We start from the raw sequence: 23136 nt of genomic DNA on the forward strand, positions 1-23136 counted from the left end.
ATTTGTTAAAGTTTCCTATAGATCATGAACATTTGTATCGAAACGCTTTCACACGGAGAAGGACAGCTGAATGCGATAAAAAAATCCTCACTTTTTTTGTGAGGATAATTGAGAGAGAAGATCTAAGGATAAACTCGCTGCACGATTGTTCTCTTCTTGAATAGACAGGTACACTTCTTTCCTGTGAATATCGATGTGCTTAGGAGCCTCAATCCCGACTTTCACTTGATCGCCTTCGATTGAAATAATCTTGACTTCAATATCATCGCCTATTTGAATCGACTGGTTTAATTTACGAGACAGCACTAACATGAGGATGCCACCTCTAACAAATGTTTTGTATGATAGGCTGAATCATGCAAAATCACCTGCTTGGCTTTCATGTTTTTCCGGTTCACAATAATAGGCGCTCTTAAATTGGCTGTTGTTTTTTCAATAGAAGATTCCATTGTTAAAATAACCATTACTTCCACATCATTGGCATCTTCTACTTCCAGAATGTCTACAACCGTTTCGTCTAAATCAAATTCGTATTGATTGAAGAATAAAAACGGGCTACTGACGATAAAACCTAATGCCGAGTTATTTAATGATTGAAGAACTAAAAATGGAGACTCTTCTGATAAAGGCAAAATGACAAACTGTTTTTGATCCAGAAATCCTGGTATCCCGTTAGAGAAGTGAATGATTTGCTCCTCTTTGATTGTCACTTCACCATGGTATTTTGTTTGAATGATCATAATTCACGACCTTTTTCGTTTTTCTTAACTATACCTTATCACCATTTTGGCCCGTTTCGTCAACTTCTATTTTTAATTCTGGATATTGTAACATATCAATATTGACCTTACCTGGCTGGTAGTTAACGATTGGTTTATGAGGTGTGGCCTCTATGATAGCTTTTTGCGGCTCCACATCAATTTGAAGCTCAGAAGGCTGATAGTGAATTTTCACACTAAAGAATGAAGGTATCACACCAATGGTAAATTGTTTTGCTGGGGGACTGCCATTGATTTTGGCAAACTCAGCAATCGCATTCCCACCATTCTCGATCTTGATGAGTTCACTTCCTTCTTCCGCTCTGCGACCCATTCCTTCTCCAACAGCACGCTTCCCCTCAGCTGCCCATTCCTCAGAACGTCTAAAAATTGACTTGATGTCCATATCGGCAAACGCCTCGGTTTGATCAATGGTTAATTTCGACGGTGTCCTTTTGATATTCATTACAGCTCGTGGCTGCTGAATCTCAAGATCAGCTTGTGGCTGCTCTACTTCTTGCCGAGAAGGAGTTGTCGACATTTGAAGCTTTGCATAGGTTTGCTGCATTAACAATCTAGGGATTTGCATATGTTCACCTCCATGATGCAAAAAAGCACCCATCGGATGCTTTTTATTATCTTAAGAAATCTACAAGGGATGGCTGAATGACTTTAGCTGTTGTCGCTAAAGCAGCTCTATTCACTGTCTCTTGTTGAAGAAGATCAAGAATTGCCTTTTCACTTTCAACATCTTCATTATCTGATTTAGCATTTTTCAGTACTTGGTATTGTGAAGTCAAACGACTGCCTACTAAGTCAACACGATTCGAACGCGCTCCTAGATCGGATCGCTCAGCACTCATCACTTCTTTGAACTGATCGATACTTCCTAGTGCATCATCAGAATTCGCAAACGTTCCATTTTTCAATGAGTTTTCTAAATCAGTCAGCATTTCAATGACATTTTGACCGTTAGCCTGTCCGCCAAACGCTGAGATTGGATTTGAGTTTACATTTAAAGTGATACCATCAGAAATATTCGCTTGAACAGCATTCGCATCTGTATAATTTTCGAAGTTAAATGTATACGTTCCGTCTGCATTCTCAACAACTGGTTTAACATTTGTATTTGTCCCATTAAATACGAACTTACCTAGCATTTGAGTGTTCATTGCATCAATGATTTGATTCTTCATCTGGCCAATTTCCACTCCGATAGCTGCTAAATCTTCGGGCTGCTTTGTTCCATTTGCCGCATCAAGCACTTTATCTCGTATATTTGACATAATATCAATGATTTCAGTGACACTTGTTTCAGATGTATCAATCCAGTTTTGTGCTTCATTTAAGTTATTTTTATATTGTTCATTTCGAAACAAGGCAGTACTATATTGAAGGCTTTTTACGGCTGCAACAGGATCATCAGACGTTTTCGTAAAGCGTTTGCCTGTTTGTGCCTGTTCATTAATTTTAGAAAGTTTTTCATAACTTTTACTAATATTTCGAAGTGAGTTTTGAGAAATCATACCTTGTGTGACTCGCATCCGTTATCCCTACCTTCCTACGACACCCATGCCGTTTATGACCTTATCCAATACTTCATCTTGTAATGTCATAATTCTCGCAGCCGCATTATATGCATGCTGGAATTGGATCATATTCGTCATTTCTTCATCAATGGAGACAGCGCTAGTCGACATTCTACGTTCATTGGCTGAATTGACAAGAGCAGCTGAACTGCTTTCAAGCGTCATGTTCTTTTTCCCTTGTACCCCCATCTCAGCAATAACATTTTGGTAATAATCCTGAATTGTCGTTGTATTGCCGCCGATTGGCAACTTTAAGTCTTGTATATTAGCTAATTTCGTAGCATTCGAACCGTCACCTTGTGTTTGATTGAGAGATGCAGCAATATTATCTGTTGATGCTAAAATGACATCGCTCACTTTAATACGAGCTGCCAAACCTTTATTCAACTCATTGTTATTTTCGATATCAAAAAAGTCTTGTCCACTTGCACCATTTAACGTGTACCCCTGCTTATGTACATCGTTAAATGTATCCATGAATACTTTTGCTACTTCATCCAGCTCTGCAAGCATATCTGGATACATGCCTTTTTCAGCACCGTTTGACATGTAGCCATAAGCCTCAACAAGTGCTTTTACTTTACCATTCACTTGTAATTGATCCGCTGCAATGGTTGTTGTTCCGAATTGAAGTGAGTTAACAAGTCCCGTTGTATTATCATAAGAGATTTGCAGTTCAGACTTTTCGTTCGTAATACCATTCAAAATGTTTCCAGCTGATTGTCCATTTGCACCGATAATGTCGATGTTGACAGTTCCTTCAGCAATTTTGAGCGCATTACCGCCAGGTGGATTGTAACTGACCTTAATATCAACAAGTGAGGATAATTGATCGACCAAAGTATCACGTGTATCATAAAGATCATTTGGAAGATATCCATTTGGCTCAACTGCTGCAATCTGTTTGTTCACTTCATCTATTTGAGATAAAAGAGTGTTTACATCTTTGGCCGTTGAATCGAGTTCGGTTTTCAAATTCTTTTGTATCGTTGTTAAAGAGGAATTGAGCAGACGGAATTGGTCTACTAAAGCCTGTGCACTTGTTTTAACAACTGTACGTGCAGAAGCCGTATCAGCATTCTTTGATTCCGATAAGACCTGTAATGATTTCCATAGGTTATCAAAAGCTCTGTTCAAGCCTTCATCCGTCAAATCATTCATAACCCCTTCCATCTGTGAAAGGGCATCTGACTTCGTTGAGTAGTAAGATAAGTTATTATTATGATCTCTGTATTGTAGATCTAAAAAGCTGTCTCGAATTCTTTCAACCGTTCCAACTTGTACGCCAGTCCCCATTTGGCCATACGTCTTGCCGTCATAAACCGAAATGACTGGATAAGGATTTTCTGCTTTAAAGGTCACTCTTTGTCTTGAGTAGCCCTCCGTATTTGCATTGGAGACGTTGTTTGATGTGACATAAAGCCCTGCACGCTGGGCTGTGATTCCTCTTTTTGCCGTTTCTAGTCCCATGAATGTAGAACCCATTGGTATCCTCCTTGTTTACGCCTTTGAATCAAACAAAGCCCTTTGCTGTTTAGGCTTTGAACTCTCAAGACCATTTTGTCCGTAATTCATATTTTCTTTATTAGGGTTAACGAGATCGAATGTCAGTGAAATAAATTGAAGTGACTGCTGAATAAGCTGCTTGTTCAGTTCATTTACATCTTTTAGTTCCACCATGATGTCATTTAGTTTCTCATATAATGAAATGAGCTCTTCTTGATCTGTACCTTCAGCCTTTTCGATACATGCAGTGATGGTTGGTGATTGATCACTTTGTAAAAATTGAACGGTCGCTTCAATTCGTTTTTCTTCTAATTGAGAAATGGCCTGAATATACTTTTGCTCTAAATTCAGGACCTCTGAAAGAGCATCAATCTCATTGCTTTTCAGCATTTCTGTTTTATCCTTAGACAACTTTAAAAGCTGTTCATGCAATCCATAGAGACGATGCAGTTCTTCAATAATTATTTTAACTGACATTCACGCTGCTCCCTTTTGTTATTGTTGTTTATAGAAATTCAGCATTTTATCTGCAATGCCTTTTGTATCTACTTGATATGTTCCGGCTTCAATGCTTTTTTTAATTTGGTCAATTTTATCTTGGCGTTCTCTCATAATATTCGGCACCTTTTGCATTTCGATTGCCTTTTTAGAAATTTCGACTTTATCAGTTGATTTAGCTTGATTCGATTGCAACGTTTGTTTCTCATATGTTTTCTTGTAAGGATTTACTGGTTGTGTTCCATATCGATTAATTTTCACGGGATTCCTCTCGCTTTCCGTTACAGTCTGTCTTGATTCTATCCATTTTATCGACCAAACTGCAACTTAGTTTAGGGAATCAGTCGTTTTTAGGATTAATGGCATAATAGGTGTCTTTTTTCCTAGATTCAATCTCCCTTTTACGCTCCTCTTCTTGGTTCATTTGGCTGATTTGCGAATGAATATCCTGTTCACATTGGCTGCATAGCTTGTTTTTCCTGATCGCTTTGCCACATCTTTCACAAGGATAATTAATATTTGGAAATTGACTAATTTGCAGTCTTTTCAAACGAATAAATTTCAAGATTAATTCTTCATCAACTTCTGTTGCTTCTACTATTTCAGCGATGGTTGATTGTCTATTACTTTGTTTTCTCAAGAATTTATATACGATATCAAAAGAACGTTCTTCTTCTTCAAAGCATTTGTTACAAACCGTTTGGATGGTGGTTTTTAAAAATAGCTGATTACATTGTGGACAGTTTGCCAATTGATTCATAACCAAAACCCCTTACGTTATTTTCTTTTCTTATTATCGGTTAATTATCATGATTTTTAACTACGTATCAACGTAAAAGAAGAAACACTTTTAGCACCTGCGTCTTTCAAAATTCTTGCCGCATCATAGATGGTTGCTCCCGTTGTATAGATATCATCAACTAATATAATATCCCTTTGAACAATCGCATCTGTTTGCTTTATTTGAAACAATCCTTTTTGATCTAGGCGTTCATTTTTCTTTTTTTTAGACTGCTTACTTTGATGTATTTTCACGAGTGGCTGCAATATTGGCTTATCTAGCAAAGAAGCGATTATCACGGACTGATTAAATCCTCTTTCTTTTAGTCTTTCATGACTTAAAGGAATCGGTATCAGCAATGGGTCTTTTATGCAGAAGGAATGTTTAAATGCTGCTTGTACATCTTTTTTAAACAGCTCAGCTAAAGCCGTATCACCCCGAAATTTAAAGCGGGCAAGGACATCTTTCATCAACTCGTTGTAAGTATAAACTGACCTATTTTTCACAAGGATTTTAATAGAATCAGAGCGTTCATTCCATCTGTTACAGTCCTGGCACAATTGGTCATTTGACTGCTCCCTTCCGCATGTTGGACAAATAGGACGCTCAATCTTTACTAAGTGATTCTTACATGCTACACAAAGGCGATCATCATTTAATAGTAGGAATGATTTCCATGTAAAAGCAGGCACAAAATGTCCCTCGCAAATTTGGCAAATCAATTGGTTTCCTTGTTCAGCAGCAGACGATTTTCACATCTTGGAAATGCAGAGACCTTGGAAGCTGCTTCTGTCAGAATGACCAGCATCGCAGTATTCTTCTGTTTATCCACCATCTCAGATTTACTGTAAGATATTTTATCGATATCTGTTATATATTGTGGTTTCACTTGATTCAGTGAAATCGCTAATACATCTTCCATACACTTTTCACAATGACAAATCATGTTTAATTGGTTGAGATATTGATTGAGAATTTCCTTGAGTAGTATTTCTTTTGCATTGAGTAGCATATTTGTCTCTCCTGCCATTTGTGTATTGTGAATATAATGTACCATGATTTAGTTGAACCCACACTGTTTTTCAGAAAACTCTTTTGCAGCCGTATCATTCATTTTTGCGATATGCTTCTTTGCTTGTTTCATACTTCTCGTTAAACCAAAATGAAAAAGGAAAACATCTCCTGTACAATAATCCGGGTGTCTGCCTACCCGCCCAGAAATCTGAACAAGTGCACTCTCTGTAAAAATAGTAGATTCCGAACCTAGTACCCCCACTTGAACATTCGGAATCGTTACGCCTCTTTCTAGAATAGTGGTTGTAACTAGTACATCGTATACGTAATCTCTAAAGTGCTGAACCTTTTGTTTTCTATCCGGATCATCGGCAGATACCCCCTCCACGTTCAAGGATTGTTCTCGAAGAATCTTCGTTACCTTCTTCATGGTAGCAATTGAAGGAACAAAAAGTAATATTCTTCTCTTATTTGCAATATGTCTCTGCATCCAATTCATCACTTTAGGGGGCAGCTGGTTCTTTTTTAATTTCTTTTTCCAATGACCGATCCAATGAAAGGTCGGTACGGGTAATGGTTGCTCGTGAAAACGCAAAGGAATTTTTATCGCTTCCAGTTTTCCACGAGAAACCTCTCTCGTCATTTTTTTAGAGGGTGTCGCACTTAAATAAATCCTGACCCCTCTGTTCTTTCTCATCGCCTTTAGAACAGCAAATTGGAGACGCTCATCCATTGAATAAGGGAAGGCATCGACTTCATCTACAATGAGCACATCAAAAGCATTTTTGTATCTCATCAGCTGGTGGGTTGTGGTGATCACAAGCGGTGTTATTTGAAACCTTTGAGAACTACCTCCGTAAAGTACGGTAATTGTCACCCCTTGAAATGCTTTTCTAAGCCGTGGTTCGAGTTCAAGCACTACATCTGTTCTAGGTGTCGCAATACAGACATTCATTCCTTGATTTAACGCATATTCGATTCCGTGAAAAAGTACTTCCGTTTTCCCTGCTCCGCAAACCGCCCAAACAAGTAGATCAAATTTGTTTTTAATAGCTTCAATCATTCTTTCTGACGCTCTTTTTTGTCCTTTAGACAGCTCTCCCTGCCATGTTAATTCGGCTCGACATGTTTCTACCATTTGTGGACCTGTCCATTCATAAAGAAACCCACATTCTGCTACTTTTCCCATCATGATGCATGATCTACAGTACACACAATCCTTTTGACACACTTCACATGGAGAATGAGCGAAATACCGCTTGTGTGATACACCGCACCGGCAGCATGTAAAACCATTTACTTTCCTCTCAATGGCTGGAGACCGATTGACTAAGCCCTTCTCCTCCAGCCAATCTAAATTGGACTGTGGGCACTTTGTTTCAACGGTGAGCAGATGGCGTGAATGCAGCTGCCGCATTAGTTCCATTGCTTTGTCCATATTCAACATTACCAAACACCTTTCAATTGATGTTTGGCTATTATGCGCAAAGACATGACATTTCGTCCAACAGGTAAAATAGAAAAACAAAACCCCTTTTCCATAAGAAAAGAGGTTTTTTAGGAATTATCTAATCACCCAGCCAAGGGCTAAAGAGCCTTCACCTAGATGGGTGCCGATTACGGCACCAAAGTAGCTTTTATAAAATTCAACATGAGGATATTTTTCTGATAAGTACGCAATTAATTCTTCTGCTTCTTCTTCTCTATTACCATGTATCAGTGTTGCTCTCATCGGAACACCACGTGATGCATCTTCATCAAATAATTCAAAAATACGTGAAATGGCTTTTTTACGTGTGCGGATCTTCTCAAAAGGAACAATTAGCTTGTTGTCAAAATGCAAAATAGGCTTTACCTTTAAGAGGCTTCCAATAAAAGCCTGAGCACCATTTAATCTGCCGCCTCTTTGCAAATGAGTTAAATCGTCTACCATAAAATACGCCCGCTGACTTTCTTTCAGGTAATTTAGATGTGCTAACACTTCTTCTAAAGAAGCACCTTCTTGGATTTTTTCAGCAGCTTCTAACACATAAAAACCTTGTGCCATACAGCTTGTTTCTGTATCAAACGGGTAAATATCAATCCCGTCAACTAGATCATTCGCTGAGACCGCACTATTATACGTTCCACTAATTCCACTTGAAAGGTGGATACTAATCACGGCGTCGTATGTTTCACTTAGTTTTTCATATAAGGCTATTAATTCACCGAAAGCAGGCTGAGAGGTTGTTGGAAGATCTTTGTGTTTTTTGATTTCTTCATAATATGTCTTCCAGTCCATTTCTATTTCTTCACGGTATGATTCACTGCCAAAGATGACGTTAAGGGGGATCATATGAATATTATGTTTATCACGCAGCTCTTGTGGTAGATAAGCAGTACTGTCTGTTACAACGGCTATTTTCATTCTTAAATACCTTCCTTATTCGTTAAGTTACTCTTTTTTATTTTAAAAGAATGATCATTTTTTCATTAGATTTATAATAGTAATCAAAAAAGCCTGCCTAATCAATAGGCAAGCCCGCTATATCCGAAAAAGACTCCTTACCCTGTCTATCATTTCCCTCCACCTAAAATGTGAGAGAATAAAAACAGGCGAAAAAGGAGTACTTGTCCGGAACATTATCTCATTTCTACCCAGCCGTTTTTAATAGCTACAACAACAGCTTGTGTACGATCGTTTACATTCATTTTTTGCAAAATGTTACTCACGTGGTTTTTAACTGTTTTCTCACTAATAAAGAGCGATTCACCGATTCCTCTGTTGCTCTTTCCGTCAGCTAACATTTGAAGAACTTCACATTCACGTCTAGTTAAGATATGAAGTGGTCTGCGAATTTCAGGATATACCTCATGCTGTGGATGTGCTGAAACGCCGCTAGTTGCCAAGCGTCGGAATTCATTTACTAAATTATGAGTGACTTTCGGATGTAAATAAGAGCCTCCGTCAGCTACAACTTTCACTGCTTCGATGAGTGTGTCTGCATCCATTTCTTTTAGCAGGTAGCCTCTCGCCCCTGTTTTCAATGCATGTGTTACATAGTTTTCATCGTCATGAATAGATAGAATAATGACTTTTGATTCGGGATAAAGCTCAACAAGCTGCTTTGTAGCCTCAACACCATTTACATTCGGCATATTAATGTCCATAATGACAACATCCGGATGATAGTGTTCTACGATACGTGCAGCTTCGTCACCGTCGTCTCCTTCTGCAACTACTTCAAAAGTAGGTTCAAAATCTAAAATCCGTTTGACACCTTCACGGAATAATTGGTGGTCATCAATAATTACAATATTTACTTTAGTCACAAGCTACGCCTCCCCATGTTTATTGTTCTACACCTGAACTTTATGGTCAATATGTCTTTTGACTCTATTTTACAATTTTATTTTGCAATGTTAGTGGCACGCGAATCATGATGAATGTCCCTAGACCTATTTTTGAGTCTATGGTCATTTTACCTTCCAGTAAGTCTACGCGTTCTTTCATGCCAAGTAAACCGAAGGATTTGTTTTTGTTTGTTTTCACATCTTTCATATCAAAGCCTTTTCCATCGTCTTTAATAATTAAGGTCACAAAGTCTTTCGTTACTTCTACTTTGACAGAGATTTCTTCAGCTTCAGAATGTTTTAATGAATTTGTGACAGCTTCTTGGGCTAGTCTAAACAGTGCTACTTCAAATTGAGAAGCAATTCTTTCGTTTTCTGTATCACCTAGGCATTGGAACGTAATTTTGGTTTTTCCATCATATTCTTCAATTGTGTTTAAGTATTTTCTCAGTGTTGGAATCAGACCCAAATCATCTAAAGCCATCGGTCTTAAATCATAAATGATTCTTCTCACTTCGTACAGTGCATTTCGCACATTCTGTCTGAGACTTCTAATTTCTTTAAAGCCTTCTTCTGTACCGCGGTCTCTAAAAATCCGTTCAATTAATTCGGAACGCATCATCACGTTTGCCAGCATTTGAGCAGGGCCGTCATGAATTTCCCGAGACACTCTTTTGCGTTCTTCTTCTTGGGCTTCAATAATTCTCAGCCCAAAATCTTGTTTTGCCTGAGCATCTTCAAGTAAAACGCCAACCTGGCGTAAATCCTGGTTGAGATAGTTGAGAACAACTGTAATCTGACTCACAAGCGTTTCAGAACGTTCAATAACGTCTTGTAAGCTTAATAATCTTCTTTCCAGATCGTCTCTTCTTTCTCTCAGCTGCTTCTCGCGCTGCTGAATCATGGTGAGTTCCACTTGCAAGTTATGTGCTTTTTCGTAGGCCTCACGTATTTCTTCTTCGCTGAATTTGTTGAAGTTTCTGCTGACCTCAGATAAGCGGTTTCTAGCATGTCTTGTATGGACTTCCAGCTTATCCCCAAAATCAATTACTTCGTTTACTTGCTGTTTGATTTGCTTCAGCTCTTCTACTAGGCTTTCATATTGTTGACGGGACTGTTCGCCTATTCTAAATACTTCGTCCTTGCTGCCATCAACTGTACTTAGCATTTTCATGATGATTGAATCCAATAATTTCGGATCCATTTTGGGTGTTGTCATGGCTTTTCCCTCCCGTAACAGTGATGTCATCTTTTTTTATTATAAATGTCATTGATCTGCATTTTATGTCGAATTATAATGAAAGAATGCGTATAAATCTTGAAGTTTTTATGACGACCCTTTTTCCGCTCCTATCATCATAACAAAATACGCTGTAAAATTCTAAAACCAATGCAAATTTTCACTAGTCTTACAATTTGCTTGTCAGGAGGGTATGTCTTTTGCTGAATCGCTATCTTACAGTAAAAAGTCGTGGCGAGCATGAGATCGTCATTGAAAAATCACGTTTTATTTGTCATATACAGCGTGCTGTCTCAGAAGAAGAAGCACAAGCATTTATACAATCCATTAAAAAACAACATTGGAATGCCACACATAATTGTTCAGCCTATCTCATTGGTGAACATGACCTGATTCAAAAAGCGAATGATGATGGTGAACCAAGCGGTACAGCAGGTGTGCCAATGCTTGAAGTGCTAAAAAAACGGAAGCTGAAAGATACAGTCGTTGTGGTCACTCGTTATTTCGGCGGTATCAAGCTAGGTGCCGGTGGATTGATTCGTGCCTACGGAAAATCTGTATCAGAAGCTATCAACCATGTTGGAATGGTAGAGCGCTGTTTAATGCGTACAATGCACACAACAATAGATTATACATGGCTTGGAAAGGTAGAGAATGAGCTTAGAGCCTCATCTTTTCAGCTAAAAGAAATCCATTATGCAGAAGATGTTATTTTTGAGACATATGTCGAAGAAACACAAACAGAGCAGTTCATTGAGTGGATGACTGAGCTGACAAATGGAAAGAGTGTTACAAAAGAAGGCGAATTGATTTATTTAGAAAAGGACATTGGTCCGATAAAGGAGACAGATGAATGGCACAACGAGTAAAAGTGCGTGTACGAAAGAAAAAGAGTAAGAAGAAGAGAATTATCAAACGTATTCTGGTCTTATTTTTGCTACTTATCATCTGCATGGGCGGATTCGCAGTATATAAAATCGTCAATACTCTTCAAGCTGCTGACAAAACATATGATGAACTAAACCGTGGAGAGAAATCGAATCTTCGTGATGCTGTCATTGATATTAAGAAAAAACCTTTCTCTGTATTATTTGTCGGAATTGAGGATTATGCCACAAAGGGTGATCATGGGCGTTCAGATTCACTCATTGTCGCAACGATTAACCCTCAAGACAAAACGATGAAAATGGTTAGTATTCCTCGTGACACACGCGTACAGCTTGCAAGTGATACAACAGGAAGTAAAGAAAAGATCAATGCAGCATTTGCTAAAGGCGGTAAAGATGAAACGATTGAAACTGTCGAACAATTCTTGCATATTCCGATTGATAAGTATGCAACCGTTGATTTTGACGGATTCAAGGATGTCATTGATGAAGTCGGCGGAATTGATATCGATGTTCCATTTGACTTCAATGAAAAAAGTGATGTTAAAAAATCGAAAAAGATTTACTTTAAAAAAGGCAATATGCATTTAAACGGGGAAGAAGCACTTGCTTACGCACGGATGAGAAAACAAGATCCACGCGGTGATTTCGGACGTAACGATCGTCAGAAACAAATTTTACGTGCAATGATTGATCAAATGGCGAAGCCAAATAACATTGCGAACGTCGATAACATTGCTAAAGAAGTCAGTGATCACATTACGACCAATTTCCGTATCACAGAAGGTCTTGCGCTTCAGCAAATCTACAGCGGATTTAAAGGAGACGACACAGAAACTCTTTCTATTAAGGGATCAGACCTTTATTTAGGGCCAAATCGCACGTATTACTTTGAGCCAGATCCGACCAATTTAGCTAACGTGCAAAATGAATTACGGACGCATTTAAAGCTTCCTACTGAATCTTCAACTGAAACAGATTCACAAACCAATCCGTCTTCTGGTGAAACAGGGTCAACTGATACAACTAACTCATCGACCAGCACACCTGGACAATAATAAAAACAGCCCAGTTCCTAGGAACGGGCTGTTTTTTATTGTCTTTTGACCATTCGTTTATAAAATTTCGTAAATGGTTTAAACTCTTCATTCACCAAGCCTGTGACTTCTGCAATCACCTGCATGAACATGACCAGTAAAAAGATAATAATCAGTGATAACCAAATGGTGGCGCTTGTCAGCAAAATCGCACTTAAGCTAAAGACTAAGCCAATCATATAAATCACGATGACAGCCATGCGATGTGACAAGCCAAAGGCCATCAGTCTATGATGAATATGAGACTTGTCAGGTGCTGAGATCGGCTGTTTGTTTAATATTCGTCTAATGATGGCAAAGGTGGTATCGAAAATTGGGACACCTAAGATGATCACTGGGACAACTACACTAAACAAAGTGACACTTTTGTACAGCCCTAATAGTGACAACACCGAAATCATGTAGCCTAAAAAAAGCGAACCGGTGTCACCCATAAAAATCTTCGCTGGATGAAAGTTGTAAAAGAGAAAGCCGATGGTACTGCCAATGACAACAAGTGATAAAGAAAGAATCAAAATTTTGTCAGCTGAAAATGCCATCACGGCAATGGTCGATAAACCGATGACAGAAATACCGGCAGCCAGTCCATCAAGGCCGTCAATTAAATTAATGGCATTTGTGATTCCGACAATCCATAACACGGTTAGGGGATATGCCATCCAGCCTAACTCAATTCGATCTGTTAAGAAAGGAACAGAGAAAAAGTCCATTTTTAAGCCCGTGCTTACAATCAGGCAAGCAACAAGAACTTGGACGAGAAATTTAAATCTTGCACTTAAATTATATTTATCATCAAATATACCTAGAATGACGATAAGTACGGCACCAACTGAAATTGCTGTAATTTTATTATGTAGAAACAGCCCGCCTGCTAATGCTCCAGCCGCTACCCCAATAAAAATTGCCAAACCGCCCATTCGAGGCATTACTTTATCATGAACTTTTCGTTTATTCGGCTGGTCCACTGCACCAATCTTAATTGCAAACTTTTTGACGATTGGTGTCACAATTAAAACTGTAGCCAGAGAGACAAAAAACGCTAATAAGGCGCGTTCGTAATCCATAGGTCAGTCTCCTTCTAAATTGAAATCTGTATTTTGTATATTGGCCGCTCTTTCCATTATACAATTGAATAGAGGATGATCACAAGCTCCCCCTGTGAAGAAGAAACAAATAAAAACGCACAATCCCTGATGAATTATGCGTTTTCTTTAATATTCGTTAGTTCCACCATATTTGTGAACAGCGCGTGCCAATCTTTTTTCTTCGCTCGGCTTTGTCTTAGATGTCTATAGGTCATGTCGTCTTTTTTGCTGATCACTTTTTGGCAGGCTTCTACGAAGAGCGAAGGATCCTCGCCTTCTAAATATTCATACACATCATTCTCTTTTAGCCTTTCCGTTGACGGAAGATTTAAACCAACAACCGGTATTCCTGCGGCTAAAAATTCATATAGCTTGAGCGGAAACACGGCTTGATTGTAAGGAGATTGTTTGTATGGCATCATGCCTACATCAATCAGCTTCATATACGCAGGCACTTCTTCTGGTGCAACAGCACCTGTCCAAATCACATTCGGCAGTTTAAGTGCATGCTGAAAAGATGGATCACCATTTGTTCCATCCGGACCGACAAATAAAAATGTCCAATCAGGCTGCATACGGGCAGCTTCTGCTATCATGTCAAAATCGAGCTTCGGCTTGATGCCTCCAATAAAACCAAGAACAGTTCCTTCTCTACCTTGCAGCACATCCTCCTTACATGGAAGATTGCTTTTTGCAAACACATCGTACTCAACGCCATTTTCCACTGTAAACACATCTTTTGGTTCGCCCATAAGACGCTTTTTGATTTGATCGTGTAAGTATTGAGAAGAGCATGTAATGCTGTGTGCGTATTTGATGATTCGATTTTCTGCTTTCACAATGACACGCTGCCTCATATAAGAAAGCAAATTATTTTTGCCGCTTATCGGCTCTCCCCACAGGTCACTGCAGTCATAGACAATATGTTTCCATTCAAATAAAGAAGATAAGAGCGGAAAGCCCGGAAACGTATACCATAAGCAAACAGCGCTTCCCTTCTTTTCCTCCTGCCGCAAATGCTCAAGAAGAGGGGACAATTTATGAATATAGAACATGTCTTGATATCGGCCAAAGCGGAAAAATTTGCTCTTGAGCACATCAGGAATGGTCAATTGCTTCATTCGATCGGTTATGGGCTGAAAGGGAGCTGTATGACGGGATGCAGATGGGCATACCCAGATGACCTCTTTCGTTTCTGGATCAGATGCTAGAAATTCCGCCAGTCGATGCCGTCTGTACCTCAAGCCGTCCTGTCCCCATTCTCCCGTCGCTACGATAACATGTATGATCGAGTCTGCTTTCACCTTTATCACCTTTTTTCCCTTCTGTTTATAAGCGCTTCTTCACAGCATTTGTCGCATAGTGCATAAAACACCAAGATGCTTTGACAAAATGAAGCTGCTCAATTTCTCTGTAGACGAACCACGTTTTTTTCGCTGCTTTCCACTTGTTACTAGAGATCGAGTTTCCAACGATGCGGTATTCACTGAGCGGTTCACTCATTCCATAGGCTGTAAATCCTCTTTTTAATATGGACAGCCACGTAGCTAAATCCTGTCTTGTGCGGATGTTCGGCATTTCTACATGTCCTATCTTCTCTACATCAAGCATCACCGTTAAACAGCCGATAATGGTATTTTTCAAAGCTTCATCATAAGTTAATCTTGCTGGTGCAGTGACAGTTTTTTCTAAAGGCTCTCCATTTTCTGCAATGATGTCATATGCCGTGAATGTAAAGGCATAATCGTTTGTCAGCATGAAGTCTACCTGCTTTTCGAGCTTCGTCTCTTTCCACTTATCATCACTGTCTAAAAAAGCGATGAAGCGGCCTTTTGCCTGTTTGATGGCTGCGTTTCTGGCGATGGCGGCTCCCCCATTTTGCTCTAAATAAATGACGTTGATTCTGTCGTCTGCTTCACTTAAGTCCCCAAGCAGCTTCCTTGTTCCATCTGTTGAACAATCATCTGCGATGATCAGTTCCCAATTAGAATAGGTTTGGGCAAGGACGGAATGAACTGTATCCGTTAAATAACGTTCCGCATTATAGGCCGGTGTAATGATTGATACTAACGGTTGATTGTTCACCTAAGACTCATCTCCAGTTCATCATTAAGATTCTTTGAACACTTCGGGTAAGACCACAAACATGAGCGAGATGCTAAAGCCAATGACAAGTCCAAGCAGTGCCCGCTTTTTCGCTGACATGCCTTTATTGCCTTCATCAAGAACTTGGGCAGGATCAACAATCTTCGCCTGCTTCATTCCAAGCTTTGTAGACTCCAATTCATATAAAAATCGTTCTTTATCGACTTTGGAATCATTGCTGACAGATTCGTCTTCTAAAGCAGATAGTCTACTTTCAATCACCTGCTGCCTTTTTGTAAATAATGCTTTGTCTTGCTTCAGAAATGTATCCGACACCTGCTTCACGACAGCTAAAGCATGATCCTTATCAGCATCTGTGAAAGACAGCTGTAATTGTGCATCTGATTGATTGGTGAGGATGAGGCGGTTTTTCACATCCTGCCTCTCTTCTTCTTTCACATCACTGAGTGCTTCATTCAAAAATGCATCGCTTTTTAATAGAGATGTCACTTCTGCGATATTGTTATACACTCCGTCATCATATTTACCAAGTGTGAGGGTAACGGCAGCTGTGTAACTAGACTGCTGCATAGTTCCTTTGGCAAAAAAGAATCCAAAAGCGCCTAATACGACAGGCAGCAGCACAAGCCATACGATATACTTTTTGATTCGCTTCCCTATTCTAGATATGAAACCAGACATGTTCATTCTCCCAACATTGACGTATTTGCTTTTTCACTAGTGTAGCCATACCAGCGCAGCATCACACCCGGTTTACCAAGCGCTGTTTGTTTTTCAACATATTCACCGCTGCGATCACGAGTCCTAAAAAGACCCAGTGGAAATATAAATTCGAGACAGAACTAGGACTGATACTTGAAACGAGAAAGCTCAGCATGGCAGCAAACAAACCTTCAATGATCATTTTTGCTGATCTTGTGTCAGCCCATTGGTATTGTTTATACAGCGTGAACATGAGATAAGCGTAGACGGAGATATAGCCAAGCATGACCGCAAATCCAAAGTTTGTCATCACTTCCAGCAGCCAATTGTGCACTTCAACGACTTGATCTGTATCAAAGATCGAAAAGTGGGCTAAGTAGTAAGACACATTCCCCGCTCCGACACCAAACCCGTATGAATCCGTAAAGAAATGCCATGCATTTTTGATCAAATTCGCTCTCGCAATGTTGGATGGGAGTGGTTCACTAAAAGAATGCGCGACCTGAGAAGCGAGAAACAAGTCATAAAAGACTGAATAAATCTTGGCTGAAAAAACAGCGATACAGATAACACCAAGTCCGCCTGCTGCGATGAGTGACCACTTTTTGAGAAAGCGCGGCATGAGAAGCCACACATAGATGGCCACTCCTGCAAAAATGCCAAGCAGGCTCGCGCGGGATTCTGTTAACAAAATGAGATACAGTGCTGCGATGGCGCCAAATAATCCAAATGCTTTGATATAACCATTTTTCATTTGCCGCATACACGCTAAATACAAGAAAAAGCTAATCGATAAAAACGTTGCAAAGTCATTTTGGTTAAAAAAGACAGCTGTAGGATAGTGCTGTTTATACGCCGGCCCAAGATACAATGAAGTATTTGGTAAATGGTTCAAAGTAAAGTGATTATAAAACCCTATCCCCATGACAAATACAGTCATGACAAGCCAAATGCTATAAAAGGTGACCACTTGATCCATTCGCTGAATGTACATGACCACTAGAAAGACAAAACCCATCCCCATAGCAAGCAGGGACATATATTTAAGACCATCTGTCACCGAATGAGCCCACAGCAGTGAGATGAGCCCGTAAAGAAACCATGCAGCGAAAAAACCAAGAATGCCTTTTACACGAATCTGCTGCCACTGCGATATGTACGTCCCCTTATCTCTCATCCGCCATATGAATAAAGCAAAGGCGGCAATGAGCATGATACGGTAGAGAAAAAGACTAAAGAACCCGGCACTAATTGAAAAGAAAGCGTTGTTGAGAAAGGTCAATGCAATTAAAAGATATATGGCTGACATGAACACTTGCTCACCATTCATGTATAGCTTCATTAACACGAGGAAAGCCGTCAGGACTAAAAGCAGGACCGGAATGGCGACGATCTTTTTTAACCCGGCGGGCTGCGCAGACGCCAATTGTACAAGTCCTAGCCCTGCTGCAAATAATATACATCCGATCATGATTTGCCATGCTGTTTGTTTCACACTCATACCCATTTTCCTCCTAAGCAACCCATCCGATTTGAGGGATTAAGCCTTGACTTCCTGTTTATAGTAGGAAATGGTACGAGCCAAACCTTCCTGTAAACTCACAACAGGCTCCCATGCTAAGACTTGTTTCGTTTCCTCATTTGCCAATGTACTATGCACGATATCTCCTGCACGCTGCGGCTTGTAAATCGGTTCAAGCTGTGATCTCGTTACCCGTTTCATCGTTTGAAACAGTTCATTCACAGTGATGGAATCACCACACGAAATATTTAAACAAACGTTTGATTGGGCTGTTAAAGCTGCAACATTTGCTGCCGCTAGATCACCCACATAGATAAAGTCTCTTGTTTGTTCCCCATCTCCAAAGATAAAAGGAGCCTCATCCTTTGCAAACTTATCAGAGAAAATAGAGACAACACCGCCTTCGCCAAGTGCATCTTGGCGCGGACCATATACATTGCTGTACCTGAGAATACAATAGTCCACATCATAGAGTGATTTTGCCATTTCTAAATACCGCTCTACTGTCAGTTTTGCTAAGCCATAAGGTGAACCAGGCTTCAGCCGGTGAGCGGTGTCTACTGGCAAATACACCGGGTCTCCATAGACAGCTGCCGATGAGGCAAAGATGACTTTTTCCACTCCTGCTTCAGCCGCAGCTTTCATGACGTGCAGAGATCCTTTGATATTGACCTCTTCGTCATATACGAAATCCTGAACGGAAACGGCTACACTTACTTGTGCTGCAAGATGAATGATATAATCCGGTGCGATTTGTTTAATCAGATCAATCGTCGCTGGCTTTGTGACATCTGCCTCCATGCATTGCACGGAAAGATGGGCAATATTTTCTCGAGATCCCGTTGAAAAGTTATCAAGAACGATGGGCTCATAGCCTTTTTCTAGTAAAGCCTCTACCGTATGTGATCCAATAAATCCGCTTCCCCCAGTAACCAATACTTTCTTCATCCAAGCTCCCCCTGTTATTGTGCCTTCGATACCAATTCTGCTTCCCATACACTTGGGCGGCCGATAGACTGGTAAATAAATCCTCTCTCTTTCATTTCTGCTGGATCAAACAAATTCCTTCCATCAATTACAATCGGCGAACGAAGCAGCTGCTTGATCTGATCTTTATCCATCTTCTGTACGTCATCCCATTCTGTTAGGATGAGACAGGCATCTGTATCTTTTACTGTTTCGTACAGGTCGTTGCTGAAAACCGCCTGCGGACCAAGCTCACGTTCAGCTTCTACATAAGCAATCGGATCATAGGCTTTCACAAAAGCCCCCAGCTCTCTCAGCATTGGGATAATATCTAGTGCAGGCGCTGAACGCATATCATTCGTATTCGGTTTAAAGGCAAGGCCTAAGACAGAAATGGTTTTTCCTTTAATATCACCGAACACACTCATCAATTTGCTGACCAGGTGGGCTCTTTGGTTGTTGTTCGTTTCAATGACAGATTCGATCAGCTTGAACCGGTACCCAGATGTTTCGGCAATTTTGAGAAGAGCCATCGTGTCTTTCGGGAAACAAGAACCTCCAAATCCAATGCCTGCTTTTAAAAATTTATGCCCGATTCGGCTGTCTAACCCAACTCCTTCACTGACTTTTTCAACGTCAGCGCCTACCCTTTCGCAAATATTTGCAATGTCATTAATAAATGAGATTTTTGTGGCAAGCATGGCATTTGCAGCATACTTAATCATTTCTGCACTTTCTAAGTTGGTCTCTACAACCTCTGTTTGAAACGGATCATGCAGTCTTTTGATGATGCTAGAGGCATGAGTGCTAGTCGAACCAATGACCGCCCGCTCCATATTCATCGTATCTTGAATCGCTGAGCCTTCTCGGAGAAACTCTGGATTGGATACGACATCAAAAGGATATTTACTGCGCGATGCCTTTTCCACAATGGCTTGAACGAGACGGCCTGTTCCAACGGGCACTGTGCTTTTATTGACGATGATTTTATAGCCATTCATGTGTTCACCGATCGTTTGAGCGACAGCCTTCACATATGTTAAATCTGCTTCCCCCTGTGGTGTCATCGGTGTCCCTACGGCAATATAGATAATCTCTGATTCCCTAATAGCAGCAGGAATATTCGTTGTAAAAAACAGTCTTCCTTCTTCTGTATTCTTTTCAATCAATTCTTTTAAACCTGGTTCATAAATGGGAACGACACCACTTTTTAAGCTGTTGATTTTTGATTCATCGATGTCACAGCAGATGACACGATTTCCGATATCAGCAAAACAAGTACCCGATACTAACCCGACATAACCTGTTCCAATCACAGCAATTTTCTTCAACATTTTTCATCCTCTCAGTAAAAGCATATTGTCCGTTCCAAGCTGTTTATCTATCTATCATTCTTTGCACATTTCATCTTGTTTAAACGATGGATGTTGATTGATTGAGCACCTTCTCATATTGCTGAATGAGATGTTTCGCATTATGTTCTGATGAATATTCTGTATGAACCATTTCATAAAGATCGTTCTTCACTTCTTCATTCCATCTGTTTTCATAAAGACAGGCGTGAATCGCCTCTTTCAGCTGACGCGTCGAACGCGGTTCAACGAGCAGGTGTTGATAGGTTGAAAATAAGGATGGGAGACCACCAACCCGTGTTGCAATGACAGGTACTTTTAAAGCGAGCGCTTCTAGAACGACGGTTGGCATTCCTTCACTGTAGGAAGGGAGTGCAAACAGATCAGCTGCCATTAAGTAGTCTCTCACCTGCTCATTCGGCACCTGCCCTGGGAGTATAATAGATGCCCCCGCCCGTTCCTTGAGTTCCTTTGCAAGGGGGCCTTTTCCAACAAAGACTGCTTTCACTCCATCCATGCTGCTGACAGCATCAGCTAATTCAAGCAAACCCTTCTCTTTCACTAAACGCCCGACGAAAACAACGAGCTTATCTTGAAGCGGTAAACCTAAGTGCTTTCTGATGCCTTCTTGACCTTCTTCCGTTCTGGAAAATGATTGGAGCGGAATACCAAGCGGAAGACATTTTGCTTCTACCTTCGTCATCTCATTTGTCTTTTTAGCCAGCTCTTCACTCACTGTCAGAACAGCAGATGCCTGCCTCACCGCCGTTTCAAAGGCTGCCTTCGCCCCTTTGCTATAGTTCGGATATACGTTCACATCACTGCCGTGCAAGGTCAGAAGATAAGGGATTTTCGTTTCTTTCTGAATAACAGCCGCCGCTCCGCCAGACGGCATGGCAAAGTGCGCATGGATAAAATCTGGTGACAGCTGATGACGCTGCATTGCTCTGAGAACGGAAGCCGCTATTCGTTTACTCGGCTGCGCCCATTTCAGCTGTCCAGGGAGCGCTGGATAAGACGGTCTGTAAACCTTCACTCCGTTCCGCACTTCCTGTTCAGGCAGATCCCTTTTCTGCCGATAGGATGCCTTGAGCATCCGTAAAACCGGCGGATTCACTGGATTAGGACAAATGACAGTCACTTCTATTCCTTGTTTGAGCAGCTCCTGTACTTGCGTTTCATGAAATACGCCTTCACTCGGATGTTTTTCACTAGGATATACACTTGTCAGCCATAGTACCTTCATGACGAACGACCTCTTCTCAATAATTTGCCTGCAGCCTGCGGATACATTTTGATGAGCAGCAAGCCATACAATGCAGCACTGACACAAACAGTCAGTAGTAATTGAAGTGAAATATCTGCTGATGTCAGCTTCATCCCTTGATGTAAAACTACCGCACAGACCGCCATGAGCAGCGTCATGACAGCAGGCCTTCCAAGTGATTTTAAATACACCTTCATATCAAGCTGAATGACATATGCCATAAGCCATCTGCCGACAATAAAGTTGAGCAGACTGACACCTGAGTAGATCCAAGCTACTGTGAGCAGACTGCCTGTAGTGACACCTGCATATAATGCGCAGCCATACACGATAAGCATCCCCGTATCCCAATAAAAGGCTAAGTCCGCTCTCCCTTTTGCAAGAAGGATTGAACCGTTTGGATTCATCAGCACACGCAGAAGGCCAACAATGCACAATATATTTAAAACCGGGACCGCTACTAGCCATTTCTCTCCAAACACGACTTCTATAAAGCTATCTGATACGGCAGCAAGGCCGATTAATAATGGAAAACTAACCAATGCGAGCATATTCGTCATACTTAGGAAGCCCTCTCGCAGCATGGAGTGATCCCGCTGACTTTTTGCGAAAACCGGGAAAGCCACTCTCGTCACAATCGGATTTATCTTCAGCACGGGTATTGTTACAATTTGATACGCCAAGCTGTAAATACCTAACGCTTCCGCTCCAAGAAACCGGCCGATTAAAATCATGTCGATGTTTGATCCTGCTCGGTTAACCAGTCTGGATGCGAGCTGGAATGCACCGAATGAGAAAAATTCCTTTACTTCTCCTAATGCAAAAACAGGTGCTGGACGCCACTTCTTCCAATAAGCCGCTGCATACATGAGACCTTTTCCTGATTGCAGCAGCACTTGAGAAATGACATAGGCGACAATCGGATTCATGAAGAAGGCGAAAACGAGTAAAACGAGCAGCGATATGATGGTCGCAATGGCTTCAATGGTGCTTAATGTTTTAAAGGCTAAGTCTTTTTGCATCATATACTGGTACTGCTGGCCAATCGGTGCGATCAGAAACATGATCGATAATAGCTTGAGCAGACCCTCTAGCTCTGGCCGGTTATAAAAAGCGGCTATCATTGGGCTTAGCAGGATGAGCAGACAAAACAAGATAATCCCTGTGAGCAGGTTGATCCAATATAATGTAGATAATTGACGTTCTGTCGTTTGTTCCTTTTGAATGATTGCTGCCCCAATTCCTAGATCTAGTAAAATCTGCGTAAATATTGTGACAGTTGTGATCATGCCAACGAGTCCAAACTCCTTGAGTGACATCACGTTCCCTAAAAAGGCGAACTGTGCAATTTGGATGATGGTGATGATCAATGCGGACAAGCTTGTCCATTTTGCCCCGCCTAGCATGCTTTTTTTCATACTTGCCATTTCTCT

Annotated in this window: 25 protein-coding genes; 2 read left to right on the plus strand and 23 right to left on the minus strand. The window is 40.6% G+C overall.

Features of this window, described 5'->3' with window-relative positions; all coding sequences use genetic code 11:
* Positions 1-87: 87 nt before the first annotated feature.
* The 14 genes from csrA to NSU11_RS17125 form a co-directional block, all read right to left on the minus strand.
* Entirely contained in the window at positions 88-312 is a 225-nt protein-coding gene (gene csrA, locus NSU11_RS17060; RefSeq protein ID WP_008360181.1) for a carbon storage regulator CsrA, read from the minus strand.
* Positions 306-740 (minus strand): flagellar assembly protein FliW, encoded by a 435-nt coding sequence (gene fliW, locus NSU11_RS17065; RefSeq protein WP_024423615.1) that lies wholly within the window; start codon positions 738-740, stop codon positions 306-308. Before fliW ends, csrA begins: the two co-directional genes overlap by 7 nt.
* Positions 741-768: 28 nt before the next feature.
* Complete coding sequence (locus NSU11_RS17070; protein ID WP_024426253.1) at positions 769-1347, minus strand: DUF6470 family protein; 579 nt, start codon at positions 1345-1347, stop codon at positions 769-771.
* Between the two features lie 46 nt (positions 1348-1393).
* Positions 1394-2302 (minus strand): flagellar hook-associated protein FlgL, encoded by a 909-nt coding sequence (gene flgL / locus NSU11_RS17075; RefSeq protein WP_024423617.1) that lies wholly within the window; start codon positions 2300-2302, stop codon positions 1394-1396.
* A 9-nt stretch (positions 2303-2311) separates the two neighbouring features.
* Positions 2312-3832, minus strand: a complete 1521-nt coding sequence (flgK, locus tag NSU11_RS17080) for a flagellar hook-associated protein FlgK (protein WP_024423618.1) — start codon at positions 3830-3832, stop codon at positions 2312-2314.
* Positions 3833-3847: 15 nt separating this feature from the next.
* Entirely contained in the window at positions 3848-4330 is a 483-nt protein-coding gene (locus NSU11_RS17085; protein WP_024423619.1) for a flagellar protein FlgN, read from the minus strand.
* 18 nt (positions 4331-4348) lie between these two features.
* Entirely contained in the window at positions 4349-4612 is a 264-nt protein-coding gene (gene flgM, locus NSU11_RS17090; protein WP_024423620.1) for a flagellar biosynthesis anti-sigma factor FlgM, read from the minus strand.
* 79 nt (positions 4613-4691) lie between these two features.
* Positions 4692-5111, minus strand: a complete 420-nt coding sequence (locus tag NSU11_RS17095; protein WP_024423621.1) for a TIGR03826 family flagellar region protein — start codon at positions 5109-5111, stop codon at positions 4692-4694.
* Between the two features lie 56 nt (positions 5112-5167).
* The gene (locus tag NSU11_RS17100; RefSeq protein ID WP_243837412.1) at positions 5168-5824 is read right to left on the minus strand and encodes a ComF family protein; all 657 of its coding nucleotides are present in this window, start codon (positions 5822-5824) and stop codon (positions 5168-5170) included.
* Between the two features lie 26 nt (positions 5825-5850).
* On the minus strand, positions 5851-6144 hold the full coding sequence (locus NSU11_RS17105) for a competence protein ComFB (RefSeq protein WP_024423623.1): 294 nt from the start codon (positions 6142-6144) through the stop codon (positions 5851-5853).
* A gap of 48 nt (positions 6145-6192) precedes the next feature.
* On the minus strand, positions 6193-7590 hold the full coding sequence (locus NSU11_RS17110) for a DEAD/DEAH box helicase (protein ID WP_279586125.1): 1398 nt from the start codon (positions 7588-7590) through the stop codon (positions 6193-6195).
* 120 nt (positions 7591-7710) lie between these two features.
* A complete protein-coding gene (locus tag NSU11_RS17115) occupies positions 7711-8553 on the minus strand; it encodes a DegV family protein (RefSeq protein ID WP_342493686.1) in 843 nt (280 codons plus the stop codon).
* Between the two features lie 215 nt (positions 8554-8768).
* Positions 8769-9458 carry a two-component system response regulator DegU gene (gene degU / locus NSU11_RS17120; RefSeq protein ID WP_008348273.1) on the minus strand — a complete coding sequence of 230 codons (690 nt, stop codon included), beginning with the start codon at positions 9456-9458 and terminating at the stop codon, positions 8769-8771.
* 64 nt (positions 9459-9522) lie between these two features.
* Positions 9523-10698: a sensor histidine kinase gene (locus tag NSU11_RS17125; protein WP_024719243.1), complete on the minus strand. Its 1176-nt coding sequence runs from the start codon at positions 10696-10698 to the stop codon at positions 9523-9525.
* A 221-nt stretch (positions 10699-10919) separates the two neighbouring features.
* Here NSU11_RS17125 and NSU11_RS17130 point away from each other — a divergent pair, with 221 nt between their 5' ends.
* Both NSU11_RS17130 and NSU11_RS17135 read left to right on the plus strand, forming a co-directional pair.
* Positions 10920-11588: a YigZ family protein gene (locus NSU11_RS17130; RefSeq protein WP_012011434.1), complete on the plus strand. Its 669-nt coding sequence runs from the start codon at positions 10920-10922 to the stop codon at positions 11586-11588.
* Positions 11573-12664, plus strand: coding sequence for an LCP family protein (locus tag NSU11_RS17135; RefSeq protein ID WP_024423626.1), 1092 nt, complete (start codon positions 11573-11575; stop codon positions 12662-12664). Before NSU11_RS17130 ends, NSU11_RS17135 begins: the two co-directional genes overlap by 16 nt.
* A 35-nt stretch (positions 12665-12699) precedes the next feature.
* Here the strand turns inward: NSU11_RS17135 and NSU11_RS17140 are convergent, their stop codons facing one another.
* The 9 genes from NSU11_RS17140 to NSU11_RS17180 form a co-directional block, all read right to left on the minus strand.
* Entirely contained in the window at positions 12700-13767 is a 1068-nt protein-coding gene (locus NSU11_RS17140) for an MraY family glycosyltransferase (RefSeq protein ID WP_024423627.1), read from the minus strand.
* Positions 13768-13901: 134 nt separating this feature from the next.
* The gene (locus NSU11_RS17145) at positions 13902-15098 is read right to left on the minus strand and encodes a glycosyltransferase (RefSeq protein ID WP_342493911.1); all 1197 of its coding nucleotides are present in this window, start codon (positions 15096-15098) and stop codon (positions 13902-13904) included.
* A 19-nt stretch (positions 15099-15117) separates the two neighbouring features.
* The gene (locus tag NSU11_RS17150) at positions 15118-15873 is read right to left on the minus strand and encodes a glycosyltransferase family 2 protein (RefSeq protein WP_133744508.1); all 756 of its coding nucleotides are present in this window, start codon (positions 15871-15873) and stop codon (positions 15118-15120) included.
* A 24-nt stretch (positions 15874-15897) separates the two neighbouring features.
* Positions 15898-16575: a hypothetical protein gene (locus NSU11_RS17155; protein WP_073207600.1), complete on the minus strand. Its 678-nt coding sequence runs from the start codon at positions 16573-16575 to the stop codon at positions 15898-15900.
* Positions 16576-16636: 61 nt separating this feature from the next.
* A complete protein-coding gene (locus NSU11_RS17160; protein WP_197202563.1) occupies positions 16637-18097 on the minus strand; it encodes an O-antigen ligase family protein in 1461 nt (486 codons plus the stop codon).
* A gap of 39 nt (positions 18098-18136) precedes the next feature.
* A complete protein-coding gene (locus NSU11_RS17165; RefSeq protein WP_024423632.1) occupies positions 18137-19066 on the minus strand; it encodes an NAD-dependent epimerase/dehydratase family protein in 930 nt (309 codons plus the stop codon).
* Positions 19067-19080: 14 nt separating this feature from the next.
* On the minus strand, positions 19081-20418 hold the full coding sequence (locus tag NSU11_RS17170; protein WP_044335396.1) for a UDP-glucose/GDP-mannose dehydrogenase family protein: 1338 nt from the start codon (positions 20416-20418) through the stop codon (positions 19081-19083).
* Between the two features lie 79 nt (positions 20419-20497).
* Positions 20498-21682, minus strand: a complete 1185-nt coding sequence (locus NSU11_RS17175) for a glycosyltransferase (protein ID WP_342493687.1) — start codon at positions 21680-21682, stop codon at positions 20498-20500.
* The gene (locus tag NSU11_RS17180) at positions 21679-23130 is read right to left on the minus strand and encodes an MOP flippase family protein (protein ID WP_342492639.1); all 1452 of its coding nucleotides are present in this window, start codon (positions 23128-23130) and stop codon (positions 21679-21681) included. Before NSU11_RS17180 ends, NSU11_RS17175 begins: the two co-directional genes overlap by 4 nt.
* Between the last annotated feature and the right edge of the window lie 6 nt (positions 23131-23136).

The organism is Bacillus sp. FSL R5-0712 (genome assembly GCF_038593285.1).
Lineage (GTDB): Bacteria > Bacillota > Bacilli > Bacillales > Bacillaceae > Bacillus > Bacillus safensis.